The organism is Achromobacter sp. MFA1 R4 (assembly GCF_900156745.1).
GTDB lineage: Bacteria > Pseudomonadota > Gammaproteobacteria > Burkholderiales > Burkholderiaceae_B > Achromobacter.
This window is the reverse complement of sequence record NZ_LT707065.1, coordinates 3,832,497-3,847,203: the sequence shown is the minus strand read 5'-3', so window position 1 is coordinate 3,847,203 and position 14,707 is coordinate 3,832,497. Positions and strand designations below refer to the sequence as shown.

The window sequence follows — 14,707 nt, the reverse complement described above, 5'->3', positions numbered from 1 at the left end:
TGCGCAACCGCTTTCCATTCATTAGTAGGGGAATCCATGCAACGCCGTAATGTAGTACTGGGCCTGTGTGTCGCCGCCGCGACGCTGGCCACGCCGCTGACCTCGGGTATCGCGCACGCTGAAGACGCGTATCCCAGCAAGCCCATCCGCCTGATCGTCCCCTTCCCGCCGGGCGGCACCACCGACATCGTCGGCCGCCTGTTCGCCGACAAGCTCGGCAAGGAACTGGGCCAGACCGTCGTCGTGGAAAACCGCGGCGGCGCCGGCGGCTCGATCGGCAGCGCGTTCGTTGCCAGCAGCGCACCGGACGGCTATACCCTGGGTATCGCCACCGTCAGCACGCACGGCATCAATCCGGCCATCTATCCGAACCTGCCGTTCGATGGCGAGAAGGACTTCACGCCCATCTCGAACCTGGCGGCCGTGCCGAACATCATGACCATCAACCCGAAGGTCCAGGCCAAGAACATCGCCGAATTCATCACGCTGGCCAAGAGCCAGCCGGGCAAGCTGACGTACGCGTCGGCTGGCAACGGTTCCGTGTCGCACATGATGGGCGAACTGTTCAAGATGGCGTCGGGCACCGACCTGATGCACGTGCCGTACCGCGGCGTGGGCCCGGCGCTGAACGACGCGCTGGCTGGCCAGGTCGACGTCATGTATGACAACCTGCCCTCCACGCTGCCGCACGTCCAGTCCGGCCGCCTGATCGCCATGGCCGTCGCCTCGCCCAAGCGCGTGGCCGCCCTGCCCGACGTGCCCACGTTTGCCGAAGCCGGCCTGCCGGCCGTCAACGACGCGTCCTGGTTCGGCCTGGTCGCTCCGGCCAAGCTGCCCGCCCCCGTGCTGGCCAAGCTGAACGCCGCCGTCCAGAAGGTCAGCGCCGAAGAAGACGTCAAGTCGCGCCTGGCTGCCCTGGGCGCCTCGCCGGCCGCCAACACCTCGGCCGAATTCGGCGCGCAGATCTCGGCTGAAATCGCCAAGAACAAGCGCATCGCCAAAGAAGCCAACGTGAAGATCGACTAACCGGTCTTCGGTCCCCGCGCGTCCATGGCGCGCGGGGACCTCCGATTCACGAACGCAGTACCCCCTTATGCGAATTACCCAACCCCTGTCCTACCGCCTCGACCTTCCGCAGCAATACCCCGATTCGGAAATTTCGGCTCCCCTTGTGCTGGACTCCCCGCACAGCGGCACCGCCTACCCCCCCGATTTCGCTGCCGCGGTGGACTTTGGCGCATTGCGCACCGCCGAGGACACCTGGGTTGACGACTTGTGGGGCGACGCCATCGAGATGGGCGTGCCGATGATTGCCGCGGCCTTTCCGCGCGCCTACATCGACGCCAACCGCGCGCCCGACGAAATCGACGAACTGCTGCTGGACGAGGCGTGGCCCGACGCGCTGAACGCCTCGCCCAAGGTCAAGCTGGGTAAGGGCCTGATCTGGCGCATGCTCGATGACGGCACGCCCCTGTACGACCGCAAGCTGACGGTCCAGGAAGTGCGCCACCGCATCGACGCCTGCTGGAAGCCCTACCACGCCGCGCTCGGCCAGGTGCTGGACAACGCGCACCGCAAGTTCGGCAAGGTCTGGCACATCAACTGCCACTCCATGCCCAGCGTGGCCGGCGAATTCGCCACCGACCGCCCCGGCCTGGTCCACCCCGACTTCGTGCTGGGCGACCGCGACGGCAGCACCAGCGACCCGGCCTTCCGCGAATTCATCGCGGCCTGGCTGCGCGAACGCGGCTATGACGTCACGGTGAACGACCCCTACAAGGGCGTGGAACTGGTCCGCGCCTTCGGCCGCCCGCAAGAAGGCCGCCACAGCCTGCAGATCGAGATCAACCGCAAGCTGTACATGGACGAAGTGTCGCTTCGCCCCAGCGAGAACTACGGCCGCCTGAAGGCCGATCTGCGCGACCTCACCGCCGCGCTGATCCTCTGGACTCGCGCACAGACGGTTTGACGCCGGACGTCTGCGCGCTGGTGCCGGCCGGCGACGTGGTCTGACTGGCCGGAGCATTCGGGTTGCAAGACCCGCACCCCATGGTTCGCCATGGGGTTTTTTTTGCCCGCGCACAAGCGGACCAAACGAGGGGAGCGTGAGAACGCACATTCCGTGTATAACTACGGCGAACCTTCTGAGGAGAGGCGTCGATGCACATCGGGATACCCAAGGAAACCCGAGACGGGGAAACCCGTGTCGCAGCAACACCGGAGACCGTCAAGAAGTATGTGGGCGGCAAGCACACAGTGGTCGTGGAGCGCGGGGCAGGCAGCGCCGCCCGCTATCTCGACGACGCCTACGTCGCCGCGGGCGCCACGCTCGGTTCCGCCCAGGAAGCCCTGGGCGCCGAACTCGTCATGAAGGTTCGCGCGCCCTCCCCCGATGAACTGCCCCACATGAAGCCGGGCGCCGTGGTGGTGGGCATGCTCGATCCCTTCGACGAGGAAGGCCTGGCGCAGTTGGCCGCCGCCGGCCTGACCGGCTTCGCGCTGGAGGCCGCCCCCCGCATCACCCGCGCCCAAAGCCTGGACGTGCTGTCATCGCAGGCCAACCTGGCCGGCTACAAGGCCGTGCTGCTGGCTGCCCATCACTACGGCCGCCTGATCCCCATGATGATGACCGCCGCCGGCACCCTGAAGGCCGCCCGCGTAGTCGTGCTGGGCACGGGCGTGGCCGGCCTGCAGGCCATCGCCACGGCCAAGCGGCTGGGCGCGGTGGTCGAGGCCTCCGACGTGCGCCCCGCCGCGCGCGAACAGGTCGAATCCCTGGGCGCCAAATTCATCGACGTGCCGTTCGAAACCGACGAAGAACGCGAGATCGCGCAAGGCACGGGCGGGTACGCCCGGGCCATGCCGCCCGGATGGATGGCCCGCCAGGCCGCGCTGGTGTCCGAGCGCTGCAAGCAGGCCGACATCGTCATCTCGACCGCGCTGATCCCCGGCCGCCCCGCCCCCACGCTGGTCTCCGAGGAAACCGTCGCGGCCATGAAGCCGGGCTCGGTGCTGGTGGACCTGGCCGTCGAACGCGGCGGCAACTGCCCGCTGTCCGAAAAAGGCCGAATCGTCGACAAGCACGGCGTGACCATCATCGGGCTGACCAACCTGCCCGGCCTGGTCGCCACCGACGCCTCGGCGCTCTATGCGCGCAACATCCTGGATTTCCTGAAGCTCATCATCAATGCGGACGGCGCGCTGACGATCCAGCGCGACGATGAAATCGTGGCCGCCTGCCTGATGTGCGAAGGCGGCAATGTGATGCGGAGGACGTGACCATGGAAGCGATCAACCCCACCCTGATGAACCTCATCATCTTCGTTCTGGCCATCTATGTCGGCTACCACGTCGTCTGGAACGTCACGCCCGCGCTGCACACGCCGCTCATGGCGGTGACCAACGCCATTTCCGCGATCATCATCGTGGGCGCGATGCTGGCCGCCGCGCTGACCGAAGGCGGACTCGCGCGCGGCATGGGCGTCTTTGCCGTGGCCCTGGCCGCCGTCAACGTGTTCGGCGGCTTCCTCGTCACGCGGCGCATGCTCGAGATGTTCAAGAAAAAGGACCGCAAGCCGGGCAAGGAGGAAGCGAAATGATCTCGCTGAACCTCGTCACCCTGCTTTATCTCGTCGCTTCGGTCTGCTTCATCCAGGCGCTCAAGGGCCTGTCCCACCCCACCACCTCGCGCCTGGGCAATGCCTTCGGCATGGCTGGCATGGCGATCGCCGTGCTCACCACCGCCGCGCTCATCATCGGCCTGGCGCGCAGCGGCACGGCCACGATCGGGCTGGGCTGGGTGGTGCTGGGACTGCTGGTGGGCGGCTCGGTCGGCACGCTGATGGCCAAGCGCGTCGAAATGACCAAGATGCCGGAACTCGTCGCCTTCATGCACAGCATGATCGGCCTGGCGGCGGTCGCGATCGCGGTGGCCGTCGTGGCCGAGCCCCACGCCTTCGGCATCGCGCCCGCCGGCATGGCCATCCCGACCGGCAACCGGTTCGAGCTCTTCATCGGCACCTTCGTGGGCGCCATCACGTTCTCGGGCTCGGTCATCGCCTTCGGCAAGCTGTCGGGCAAGTACAAGTTCCGGCTCTTCCAGGGCGCGCCCGTGGTGTTCACCGGCCAGCACCTGCTGAACCTGGCGCTGGCGCTGCTGATGCTGGGGTGCGGCTTCTGGTTCATGCTCACGCAGGAATGGACCCCCTTCATCATCATGACCCTCATCGCGTTCGTGCTGGGCGTGCTGATCATCATTCCGATCGGCGGCGCGGACATGCCGGTGGTGGTGTCGATGCTGAACAGCTACTCCGGCTGGGCGGCGGCGGGCATCGGCTTTTCGCTGAACAACCCCATGCTGATCATCGCCGGCTCGCTGGTGGGCTCTTCGGGCGCCATCCTGTCCTACATCATGTGCAAGGCCATGAACCGGTCGTTCTTCAACGTGATCCTGGGCGGTTTCGGCGGGCAGTCGGGCGGCGGCGCCGCGGCGGGAGACGCCCAGCAGCGCAGCGTCAAGTCAGGCAGCCCCGACGATGCGGCGTTCCTCATGACCAACGCCGAAAGCGTGACCATCGTGCCGGGCTACGGCCTGGCCGTGGCCCGCGCGCAGCACGCCCTGAAGGAACTGGCCGAAAAGCTCACCGCCCGCGGCGTGACCGTCAAATACGCGATCCATCCGGTCGCCGGCCGCATGCCCGGCCACATGAACGTGCTGCTGGCCGAGGCCGAAGTGCCCTACGACCAGGTCTTCGAAATGGAAGACATCAACAGCGAGTTCGGACAGACCGACGTCGTGCTGGTGCTGGGCGCAAACGACGTGGTCAATCCCGCCGCCAAGAACGATCCCAAGTCGCCCATCGCCGGCATGCCCATCCTTGAAGCCTACAAGGCGCGCACGGTCATCGTGAACAAGCGTTCCATGGCCTCGGGCTATGCCGGGCTGGACAACGAGCTGTTCTACATGGACCGCACGATGATGGTCTTCGGCGACGCCAAGAAGGTGCTGGAAGACATGGTGAAGGCCGTCGAATAGCCGGCAAGCCAGGCGCTGCGCGGCCCTAGGGCTGCGCAGCCTGGCGCAACTGTTCATCCACCACCTCGACCCAATGGCGCACCGGCGTTTCGGTGCCGCTTTGCAGATGGCCGATGCATCCGATGTTGGCCGACAGGATCACGTCCGGGCTTGCTGCCGCGATGGCGCCCAGCTTGCGGTCACGCAACTCCATCGCGATGTCCGGGTTCAACACCGAATACGCGCCCGCCGATCCGCAGCACAAATGCTTGTCCGCGAACGGCTGCAGGTCGAATCCCAGGTCGGCCAGCAGTTGCTCCGACAGCGGCCTCAACCCCTGCCAGTGCTGCAGGGTGCAAGGCGGATGGAATGCTGCCCGGGTGCCGGCCGGCAGTCGCGCGCGCAGCAACCCGGCATGCGGCGCGACGATCTCGGCCACATCCTTGACCAGCGCCACGATGTCGGCGGCTTTTTGCGCATAGGCCGGATCATTGCGCAGGTGGTGCGCATATTCCTTGACCATCGCGCCGCAGCCCGACGCATTCATGACGATGGCCTCAACCTTGGCGTCCTGCACCAGCGGCCACCACGCGTCGACGTTGGCGCGCATCTGCGCCACGGCCTCGTCCTGCACATCCAGGTGGAAACTCACGGCGCCGCAGCAGCCCGCGCCCGGCGCCAGGCGCGCTCCGATACCGACGGCATCCAGCACGCGGATGGTGGCGGCGTCGATGGTGGGCATCATGGCTGGCTGCACGCATCCGGTCAGCATCAGCACCTGGCGCTCATGCCGCGCCACCTGCGGCAGCGGGCCCGCGTCGCGGCGTTCCGGCACCTTGCGCTTGAGCGCCTGCGGCAGCATGCCGCGCAGGCTCTGGCCCAGGCGCATGGCCGGCGCAAACAGGGGCGAGAGCATCGTCCGGCGCAGCAGCGTGCGTTTGGTCTTGTCCGCCCATGAGCGCTCCACCCGCTCGTCCACGATCTTGCGCCCGATATCGACGAGGTGCCCGTATTCCACGCCCGACGGGCAGGTGGTCTCGCAATTGCGGCAGGTGAGGCAGCGGTCCAGGTGCTGCTGCGTGGACTGCGTGGGCTCCTTGCCCTCCAGCACCTGCTTGATGAGATAGATGCGTCCGCGCGGGCTGTCCAGCTCGTCGCCCAGGACCTGGTAGGTTGGACAGGTGGCGGTGCAGAAGCCGCAGTGCACGCAGCGGCGCAGGATGGCGTCCGCCTCTTCGCCCAGTTCGGTGCCGCTCGCCCAGGATGCCAGATTGGTTTGCATGATGCCCTATAGCTCCAGGACCAGGCGGCCAGGATTGAAAAGACCCGCGGGATCGAGCTCCTGCTTGAGCCGGCGGGTGATCGCGCCCACGCCTGGCGCGAGCGGCTGAAACACGCCATCGGCGGGCGGCGTGGCGCCGGCCGGCCGGAACAGCGTCGCGTGGCCGCCGTGCCGGGCCGCGGTCGCGCGCAGCGCTGCCGCATCGTGCGGGCCGGACAGCCACCGCTGGCCACCGCCCCACTCCAGCAGCGTCGGCCCCAACTCCAGGTCGGGGGTGGTGGGCGGCAGGGCGAGGCGCCACAAGGGGCGGTCCGGTGCGAAGAAAGCATCGGTCTGCTCGCGCAGCGACTGCCACCATGCCGCGGCGGCGTCGGGCGCCAGGACGTCGCCGCCGATCAGCGCCTGCGCGCTCGCCAGCGCCGGTGGCGCGCCCGACAGGCGCACCCTCGTCATCCCTTCACCGCCATCGCCCTCCCCGGTCCAGCTCGTGGCCGAGATGGGCAGGGGCTTGCCCCGCCAGAAGGCAAAGTTGGCAAGCGCCTGCGGCTGCGTGGCGGGCAGCGCCAGCGTGATCTCTTCCATCGGCCTGGGCACGACCTTGAGCGACACCTCGAGGATGGCGCCGAAAATGCCATGCGACCCGGCCAGCAGGCGGGACACGTCGTAGCCGGCCACGTTCTTCATGACCTCGCCGCCGAACGACAGAATGCGGCCTTCCGAATCCAGCAGCTGCGCGCCCAGCACAAAGTCTTTCAAGGCGCCGGCGCTCATGCGGCGCGGCCCCGAAAGTCCGGCCGCCACACATCCGCCCACCGTCGCCGACGGCGCGAAATGCGGCGGTTCGAACGCCAGCATCTGGCCGTGCTCGGCAAGCGCGGCCTCCAGTTCGGCCAGCGGCGTGCCGGCGCGCACGGTCACCACGAGTTCGGATGGGTGATAGCTGACGATGCCGCGGTAAGGCGTCATGTCCAGGAGACAGTGGCCATCCTGCGGCCGCACCGGCCGGTAGTTGCCGTAGAAGCGCTTGCTGCCGCCGCCCATCACGAACAGGGGCTTGTGACCGGCACGCGCCGTCATGACCTGGTCGCACAATTCCGACAGGACAAAATCCATAAGGAAAGCGTCCTAGAAACGGGCGAGATCGGGGAAGCGCAGTTCTCCCGCATGGACGTGCATCTTGCCGTATTCGGCGCAGCGGGCCAGCGTTGGGATGACTTTTTCAGGATTGAGCAGGCACGGCGGATCGAAGGCCCGCTTTACCGCCAGAAACGCGTCGAGTTCTTCGCGAGAGAATTGCACGCACATTTGATTTATCTTCTCCATTCCCACACCGTGCTCTCCAGTCACGGTTCCTCCCACCTGCACGCACAGCTCGAGAATGGCGGCGCCGAATTTCTCGGCGCGCTCCACCTCGTCCGGCTTATTCGAATCGAACAGGATCAGCGGATGCAGATTGCCGTCGCCGGCATGAAAGACGTTGGCGCATCGCAGACCGAATTCGTCTTCCATTTGCTCGATGGCGCCCAGCACGCGCGCCAGATGGCGGCGCGGTATGGTGCCGTCCATGCAGTAGTAATCGGGCGACACGCGCCCGGCGGCGGGAAACGCATTCTTGCGCCCCGCCCAGAATTTCAGGCGTTCGGCCTCGGAGGTGGACACCTGGCAACGCGTGGCGCCGGCGTCGCGGAATACCGCTTCCATGCGCGCGATTTCATGCGCCACCTCTTCAGGCGTGCCATCCGATTCGCACAGCAGGATGGCCTGCGCGTCCATGTCGTAGCCCGCGCGCACGAAAGGTTCGACCATGTGCGTGGCGCGGCGGTCCATCATTTCCAGCCCGGCCGGGATCATGCCTGCCGCGATCACCTGCGTGACCGCGTTGCCGGCCGCCTCGACGCTGGAAAAGCTGGCCATGACGACCTGCGCGCAGGCGGGCTTGGGAATCAGCTTGACGGTGACTTCGGTCACCACGCCCAGCATGCCCTCGGATCCGACAAAGACCGACAGCAAATCCAGGCCCGGCGCATCGGGCGCCTCCGATCCCAGCTCGACCACGTCGCCGTCGATCGTGACCACGCGCACGCGCAGCACGTTGTGCACGGTAAGGCCGTACTTGAGGCAATGCACGCCGCCGGAGTTCTCGGCGACGTTGCCGCCGATGGAACATGCGATCTGGCTGGACGGGTCCGGCGCGTAGTACAGGCCGTAGGGCGACACGGCTTCCGAGATAGCGAGATTGCGCACGCCGGGCTGCACGATGGCGGTCGCGCTGGCCAGATCGATGTGTTTGATGCGATTGAACTTGGACAGCCCGAGCAGCACGCCCCGGGTGTGCGGCATGGCGCCGCCCGACAGACCCGTTCCGGCGCCCCGCGCAACGATGGGTGCGTTCAGCCGCTTGCAGATGCGCATGACGGCCTGCACCTGCTCTTCGGTTTCAGGCAAGGCCACGACGGCCGGAACCGCGCGGTAAAGGGATAGGCCATCGCACTCGTAAGGACGCGTGTCTTCTTCGCGATAGAGCACACAGTGCGCGGGCAACGCGGCCGACAACGCCTCGACGAGCTGCTGCAGCGAATAAGGCGCCTGCACTTGTGCCAGGCCAGTTTCGACCAGTGAATTCATGAGCGCAACAATAGCGCGTGTGCCCACGATAAACAGGCCGGGATTTACCCGCACCTTCCGGGCGCTAAAGGGCATCGCGGCCGACGCATACGTAACCAGCCGTAAACCCCGTAGCGGCCTGTCGCAGAAAAGCCGCAAGCCAGCGGCAATGCAAGCGGGACGAGCCGTCCCGCCGGCGTCCTACCAGGACACGATCTTGCCGGGATTCAGGATGTTGTTTGGGTCAAACGCGTGCTTGAGACTGCGCATCAGGTCGAGCGCATCTTCGCCGTGTTCTTCCGCCATGAACTGCATCTTGTGCAGGCCCACGCCGTGCTCGCCCGTGCAGGTGCCGTCGGCCGCGATGGCGCGGCGCACGAGGTTGTGGTTGATGGTTTCGGATTCCTGCCACTCTTGCGCGTTATCGGCATCCAGCAGCATCAGCACATGGAAATTGCCATCGCCGACGTGGCCCACGATCGTGTAGGGAAAGCTGGCGCGATCCAGTTCCTCGACCGTGTCGCGCACGCAATCGGCCAGGCGCGAGATGGGCACGCAGACGTCGGTGGTGCTGGCGCGGCAGCCCGGGCGCAATTGCAGGCCCGCAAAATACGCGTTGTGGCGTGCGGTCCAGAGGCGGCTGCGGTCTTCGGGACGCTCGGCCCATTCGAAGTCCATGCCGCCATGCTCGGCCGTGATGGCCTGCACGGTTTCCGCTTGCTCTTGCACGCCTGCGGGGCTGCCGTGGAATTCAAACACCAGCAGCGGGGTTTCGCGCAGGCTCAGCTTGCTGTGCAGGTTCACCGCGCGCACGCTGGCCGCATCCATGAACTCGACGCGCGCGACGGGCACGCCCATCTGGATGATCTCGATCACGCTCTGGACCGCGGCGTCCAGCGTGGGGAAATTGCAGACCGCGGCGGACACGGCTTCAGGCTGCGGATACAAGCGCACGGTGACTTCGGTGATGATGCCGAGCGTGCCCTCGCTGCCCACGAAAATGCGCGTGAGGTCATAGCCCGCCGACGACTTGCGCGCGCGGCCCGCGGTGCGGATGATGCGGCCGTCCGCGGTGACGACGGTCAGCGACATGACGTTCTCGCGCATCGTGCCGTAGCGCACGGCGTTGGTGCCCGAGGCGCGGGTGGCGGCCATGCCGCCGAGGCTGGCGTCCGCGCCGGGATCGATCGGGAAGAAGAGGCCCGTGTTGCGGATTTCTTCGTTGAGCTGCTTGCGCAGCACGCCCGCCTGCACCGTGGCGGTGAGGTCTTCTGCGTTGATGGCCAGAACCTTGTTCATCTGCGACAGGTCCAGGCTGATGCCCCCCTGGATCGCCAGGATGTGGCCTTCCAGCGACGAGCCGGCACCGTAGGGAATCAAGGGAACGCGATGTTCATTGCACACCTTGGCGACGTACGCGACATCCTCCGTCGACTGCGCAAAGACCACGGCATCGGGCAGCATGGCCGGATAAGGCGATTCATCGCGGCCGTGGTGTTCGCGCACGGCGGCGGTTTCCGACAGGCGATCGCCAAAGCGCGCGCGCAAGGCATCCAGACAGGCAGCGGGCACCGCGCGGCGCAACGTTTCGGCGTGCAAGGGAGCGTTCATGATCTAGGAGTTCCCGGGGTTCGATAATCCGAATATTCTACGCCGCCCCGCATGCTGCGCCGCACACCGCCCCAGGCAGGCGGTCGGCGGCGCGCATCCCCCTCATTTGCCGGAGGTCAGCGCCACCCGGCGGCGCTCACGCACGGCCTGCGCCAGGCGTTCGAGCACGGCCACCGATGCGTCCCAGTCGATGCAGCCATCGGTGATGCTCTGGCCGTACACCAACGGCTGTCCCGGCACCATGTCCTGGCGGCCGCCCAGCAGGTGGCTTTCGACCATGACGCCGATCAGGCGGGCGTCGCCCGCTTCCATCTGCCGCGCGACGTCTTCGATGACCAGCGGCTGGTTCTCGGGCTTCTTGCTGCTGTTGGCGTGGCTGGCATCGACCATGATGCGCTGCGCCAGACCGGCCTTGGACACGTCCTGGCAAGCCGCATCGACGCTGGCTGCGTCATAGTTCGGCGTCTTGCCGCCACGCAGGATCACGTGGCAGTCCTCATTGCCGGCGGTGGACACGATGGCGGAATGCCCGCCCTTGGTCACCGACAGGAAATGATGCGGCTGCGAAGCCGCCTTGATCGCGTCGACCGCGATCTTCACATTGCCGTCCGTGCCGTTCTTGAACCCCACCGGACACGACAGGCCCGAAGCCAGCTCGCGGTGCACCTGGCTTTCCGTCGTGCGTGCCCCGATCGCCCCCCAGGAGACCAGATCCGCGATGTATTGCGGCGTAATCATGTCCAGGAACTCGCATCCCGCCGGCAAGCCCATGCTGTTGATGTCCAGCAGCAGCTCGCGGGCCACGCGCACCCCCTTATTGATGTCGAAGCTGCCGTCCAGATCGGGATCATTGATGAGGCCCTTCCAGCCGACGGTGGTGCGCGGCTTCTCGAAGTAGACGCGCATCACGATTTCCAGGTCGGCGCTCAGGCGGTCGCGCACCGGCTTGAGCCGCTTGGCGTATTCGATGGCGGCGCGCGTGTCGTGAATGGAGCAAGGACCGATCACGACGATCATGCGGTCGTCCATGCCGTGCAGGATGCGGTGCATGCCCTGCCGGGCGGCGAACACGGTCTCGGACGCCTCTTTGGTGCAGGCGAACTCGCGCATGACGTGCGAGGGCGGGTTCAGTTCCTTGATTTCTCGAATGCGAAGATCGTCGGTGTTGTGTGACACGGTACTGCTCCTGGTTTGCCCGCCACGGCGGCACAAAAAAAGCCGCCAGTTCGCTGGCGGCTTTTTTGGGGGGATTCTTTCCAAACTTCAGATTGAGCGCGTCCCTTCCTCCGCCAGCGGCTTCAGAAAACCAAAAAAATAAAAATAAAAGGCGGGGGACGCGAATTTCATGGGAGAAGACTCTAGCACAATTTTTTGAGGGCGTCACGCTGGCAATTTTGCCGCATGCCGCCCCCTATTTACCGCTTCAGGACACTTTGGACCGCGTCAGGCCGTGCCGCCGACCGTCAGTCCTTCCATGCGGACGGTGGGCATGCCGACGCCGACGGGCACGCTCTGGCCGTCCTTGCCGCAAGTGCCCACGCCGGAGTCGAGCTGCAGGTCATTGCCGATCATGGTGACGCGGTTCATGGCATCGGGGCCGTTGCCGATGAGCGTGGCGCCCTTGACCGGATAGGTCACTTTGCCATCTTCGATCATGTAAGCCTCGGACGCCGAGAACACGAACTTGCCGTTGGTGATGTCGACCTGGCCGCCGCCGAAGTTGACCGCATAAAGGCCACGCTTGACCGAGGCCACGATCTCATCGGCGGGCTTGTCGCCCGCCAGCATGTAGGTATTGGTCATGCGCGGCATGGGCAGATGCGCAAAGGATTCGCGGCGGCCGTTGCCGGTGGCGGCGGTCTTCATCAGGCGGGCGTTGAGCGTGTCCTGCATGTAGCCGCGCAGGATGCCGTCTTCGATGAGCACGTTGCGCTGGGTGGCATTTCCCTCGTCGTCGATATTGAGCGAACCGCGGCGATCAGGGATGGTGCCATCGTCGACCACCGTCACGCCCTTGGACGCCACGCGTTCGCCGATGCGGCCGGAGAACACGCTGGAACCCTTGCGGTTGAAGTCGCCTTCAAGGCCATGGCCGACGGCTTCGTGCAACAGGATGCCGGGCCAGCCCGAACCCAGGACTACGGTCATTTCGCCGGCAGGCGCCGGACGCGCCTCAAGATTGACCAGCGCTTCGTGCACTGCCCGCTCGACATAACCCTGCAGCATGTCGTCGGTGAAGTACGCCAGGCCGAGCCGCCCGCCGCCGCCCGCGTGGCCCATTTCGCGACGGCCATTGCGCTCGGCGATCACGGTGAGCGACAGGCGCACTAAGGGGCGCACGTCGGCGGCCAGGCGGCCATCGCTGCCCGCGACGAGCACCACGTCATACTCCGCGCCCAACCCGGCCATCACCTGGATCACATGCGGATCGCGGGCTCGCGCCATGCGCTCGACGCGCTCCAGCAGCGCGACTTTCTCGGGCGCGCTCAGGCTGGCCACGGGATCAATGTCCGCATAAAGGCTGCGGCCGATCTCGGCCTCGACGTGGGCGGCCACCTTGACCTTGCCGGCGCCGCGACGGGCGATGCCGCGCACGGCGTGCGCCGAGGACAGCAGCGCCTCGGGCGACAGGGAATCCGAATAGGCGAACGCGGTTTTTTCTCCGCTGACGGCCCGCACGCCCACGCCCTGGCTGATGGAAAAGCTGCCCGTCTTGACGATCCCTTCTTCCAGGCTCCAGCCTTCGCTGCGCGTGTATTGGAAGTACAGGTCGGCGTAATCGACCTTGTGGGTGAAGATTTCACCCAGTGCCCGCGCCATGTCCGCTTCGGTCAGGCCCCAGGGGTCGAGCAGAAGGGATTTGGCGGTGGCCAGGGATGCAATGGCGGGATCGATGATTTTCATAGGCTCAGTTCAGGAACGGCAGCGGGGCCGCGCATGCGCGCGATGGCGCTCAAGACCGTATCGTAACGCCGACCAGGCTCCGGCGTCCCGACAGGCGGCAAAAGTTACGGGCGCCCGCATCCGCCATGGCAGGACAAAATGGTCTCGCATCGGACGGGCATTGGCCGCGCATTATCTTTCCCATACACATGGGGACGGTACATTGGGTATCAAGTTAAGTATTTGTGGGGATGGAGGCAAACCGCACCCACGTCGTTTCCCGGTCGCTTTCCAGTCGTTTCCGGGTCTTTTTCCAGGTCTTTTCCAGGTCGTCACACGACCTGACAAAAAAATGAAATGTCGGGGACGGAGCGCCGGCAAGTCGACCATATCATTCCCGGAGAATGAGAATGCCAAAATGCATGACGCACGTTTTTGCGTCGTGAATACAGGCATCTGCGCACCGTATAGGCCGCAATTCGGCGGCGTGGTGGTAATGACTGGCATATAGACGGCATTTGCGCCCAAATGGTTTCCCTGCGGTCGTTCGACCTGCGCGCAAGCCCCGCCAACATTGGGCGTCGGCCCCCCGGTTGTCAGACAATCGACCCCCATCCTGTCGACCTGTCAGCCCAAGCAAGCGCTTGTTTCAGTTTGTCCCAAATTTAAGATTTACCTTCCCATGTTTTGAAGAGTGCGGCCACCCACCGCCCAAAAGGCTAACAACCCTTTTGATACAAAGTAATTAGTCTGAAAGTGACAAAGCCCGCGTGTAAATTCTGTATTATGCGAGGCACAACAAATAAAGATAACTTCGCCGGCGATTAAAGCAGTTCCATAATCAGGAATAAACCATGGCCCGAGAAACCTACGCAGCTCTGCAAGCAAAGATCGAAAAGGAAATCAACAAGCTCCAAAAGAAGGCTGAAGTCCTCCAGACGAAGCGCCGCAAACCCGTGATCACGTCGATCATCACGTCGATGCGCGAGTACGACATCACCCCCGAAGAAATCATCGCAGCCTACGGCGCCGGCAAGCCCGCCCGCGCCGCCACGGGCGGCCGCCGCAAGGCCAGCGCCCCCGCCCGCGCAGGCGCCACCGCCAAGCGCGCCGTTGCGCCCAAGTACCGCCATCCGCAAACCGGCGAAACCTGGAGCGGCCGCGGCAAGGCGCCGCGCTGGCTCGCCGCCGAAGAGGCTGGCGGCGCCACCCGCGAGAGTTTTCTTATCAAAGAATAAAACCTATCCCGCAGTAAGAAATAAAAGCGGCGCACCATGATGGTGCGCCGCTTTTATATTAAGAATGCGCGCCGC

At 65.5% G+C, this 14,707-nt stretch carries 12 protein-coding genes; 6 read left to right on the top strand and 6 right to left on the bottom strand.

Annotated features, from left to right (window positions below):
- Window positions 1-36 precede the first annotated feature (36 nt).
- From BXA00_RS17535 to BXA00_RS17515, 5 genes are all read left to right on the top strand, one after another.
- On the top strand, window positions 37-1,026 hold the full coding sequence (locus tag BXA00_RS17535) for a tripartite tricarboxylate transporter substrate binding protein (RefSeq protein ID WP_076519771.1): 990 nt from the start codon (window positions 37-39) through the stop codon (window positions 1,024-1,026).
- A gap of 67 nt (window positions 1,027-1,093) precedes the next feature.
- Window positions 1,094-1,969: an N-formylglutamate amidohydrolase gene (locus BXA00_RS17530; RefSeq protein WP_076519770.1), complete on the top strand. Its 876-nt coding sequence runs from the start codon at window positions 1,094-1,096 to the stop codon at window positions 1,967-1,969.
- 191 nt (window positions 1,970-2,160) lie between these two features.
- The gene (locus BXA00_RS17525) at window positions 2,161-3,279 is read left to right on the top strand and encodes a Re/Si-specific NAD(P)(+) transhydrogenase subunit alpha (RefSeq protein ID WP_076519769.1); all 1,119 of its coding nucleotides are present in this window, start codon (window positions 2,161-2,163) and stop codon (window positions 3,277-3,279) included.
- A 2-nt stretch (window positions 3,280-3,281) separates the two neighbouring features.
- A complete protein-coding gene (locus BXA00_RS17520; RefSeq protein WP_006224972.1) occupies window positions 3,282-3,599 on the top strand; it encodes an NAD(P) transhydrogenase subunit alpha in 318 nt (105 codons plus the stop codon).
- Window positions 3,596-5,035, top strand: coding sequence for an NAD(P)(+) transhydrogenase (Re/Si-specific) subunit beta (locus BXA00_RS17515; RefSeq protein WP_076519768.1), 1,440 nt, complete (start codon window positions 3,596-3,598; stop codon window positions 5,033-5,035). Before BXA00_RS17520 ends, BXA00_RS17515 begins: the two co-directional genes overlap by 4 nt.
- Before the next feature lie 25 nt (window positions 5,036-5,060).
- Here the strand turns inward: BXA00_RS17515 and glcF are convergent, their stop codons facing one another.
- The 6 genes from glcF to tldD form a co-directional block, all read right to left on the bottom strand.
- Window positions 5,061-6,296, bottom strand: coding sequence for a glycolate oxidase subunit GlcF (gene glcF / locus BXA00_RS17510; protein WP_076519767.1), 1,236 nt, complete (start codon window positions 6,294-6,296; stop codon window positions 5,061-5,063).
- Window positions 6,297-6,302: 6 nt separating this feature from the next.
- Window positions 6,303-7,409 (bottom strand): glycolate oxidase subunit GlcE, encoded by a 1,107-nt coding sequence (gene glcE, locus BXA00_RS17505; RefSeq protein WP_076519766.1) that lies wholly within the window; start codon window positions 7,407-7,409, stop codon window positions 6,303-6,305.
- Between the two features lie 12 nt (window positions 7,410-7,421).
- Window positions 7,422-8,921, bottom strand: coding sequence for an FAD-linked oxidase C-terminal domain-containing protein (locus BXA00_RS17500; protein WP_076519765.1), 1,500 nt, complete (start codon window positions 8,919-8,921; stop codon window positions 7,422-7,424).
- 180 nt (window positions 8,922-9,101) lie between these two features.
- Window positions 9,102-10,511, bottom strand: coding sequence for an FAD-binding oxidoreductase (locus BXA00_RS17495; protein ID WP_076519764.1), 1,410 nt, complete (start codon window positions 10,509-10,511; stop codon window positions 9,102-9,104).
- A gap of 102 nt (window positions 10,512-10,613) precedes the next feature.
- Window positions 10,614-11,687 (bottom strand): 3-deoxy-7-phosphoheptulonate synthase AroG, encoded by a 1,074-nt coding sequence (gene aroG / locus BXA00_RS17490; RefSeq protein ID WP_076519763.1) that lies wholly within the window; start codon window positions 11,685-11,687, stop codon window positions 10,614-10,616.
- A gap of 267 nt (window positions 11,688-11,954) precedes the next feature.
- Window positions 11,955-13,415: a metalloprotease TldD gene (gene tldD / locus BXA00_RS17485; protein WP_076519762.1), complete on the bottom strand. Its 1,461-nt coding sequence runs from the start codon at window positions 13,413-13,415 to the stop codon at window positions 11,955-11,957.
- An 833-nt stretch (window positions 13,416-14,248) separates the two neighbouring features.
- Here tldD and BXA00_RS17480 point away from each other — a divergent pair.
- Complete coding sequence (locus BXA00_RS17480) at window positions 14,249-14,632, top strand: H-NS family nucleoid-associated regulatory protein (RefSeq protein WP_076519761.1); 384 nt, start codon at window positions 14,249-14,251, stop codon at window positions 14,630-14,632.
- The last annotated feature ends 75 nt before the right edge of the window (window positions 14,633-14,707 follow it).

Coding starts and splice junctions, on each gene's coding strand:
- BXA00_RS17495 (WP_076519764.1), bottom strand. CDS start 10,511: ATGAACGCTCCCTTGCACGCCGAAACGTTGCGCCGCGCGGTGCCCGCT.
- BXA00_RS17515 (WP_076519768.1), top strand. CDS start 3,596: ATGATCTCGCTGAACCTCGTCACCCTGCTTTATCTCGTCGCTTCGGTC.
- glcE (WP_076519766.1), bottom strand. CDS start 7,409: ATGGATTTTGTCCTGTCGGAATTGTGCGACCAGGTCATGACGGCGCGT.
- BXA00_RS17480 (WP_076519761.1), top strand. CDS start 14,249: ATGGCCCGAGAAACCTACGCAGCTCTGCAAGCAAAGATCGAAAAGGAA.
- glcF (WP_076519767.1), bottom strand. CDS start 6,296: ATGCAAACCAATCTGGCATCCTGGGCGAGCGGCACCGAACTGGGCGAA.
- BXA00_RS17535 (WP_076519771.1), top strand. CDS start 37: ATGCAACGCCGTAATGTAGTACTGGGCCTGTGTGTCGCCGCCGCGACG.
- BXA00_RS17530 (WP_076519770.1), top strand. CDS start 1,094: ATGCGAATTACCCAACCCCTGTCCTACCGCCTCGACCTTCCGCAGCAA.
- BXA00_RS17520 (WP_006224972.1), top strand. CDS start 3,282: ATGGAAGCGATCAACCCCACCCTGATGAACCTCATCATCTTCGTTCTG.
- BXA00_RS17525 (WP_076519769.1), top strand. CDS start 2,161: ATGCACATCGGGATACCCAAGGAAACCCGAGACGGGGAAACCCGTGTC.
- tldD (WP_076519762.1), bottom strand. CDS start 13,415: ATGAAAATCATCGATCCCGCCATTGCATCCCTGGCCACCGCCAAATCC.
- BXA00_RS17500 (WP_076519765.1), bottom strand. CDS start 8,921: ATGAATTCACTGGTCGAAACTGGCCTGGCACAAGTGCAGGCGCCTTAT.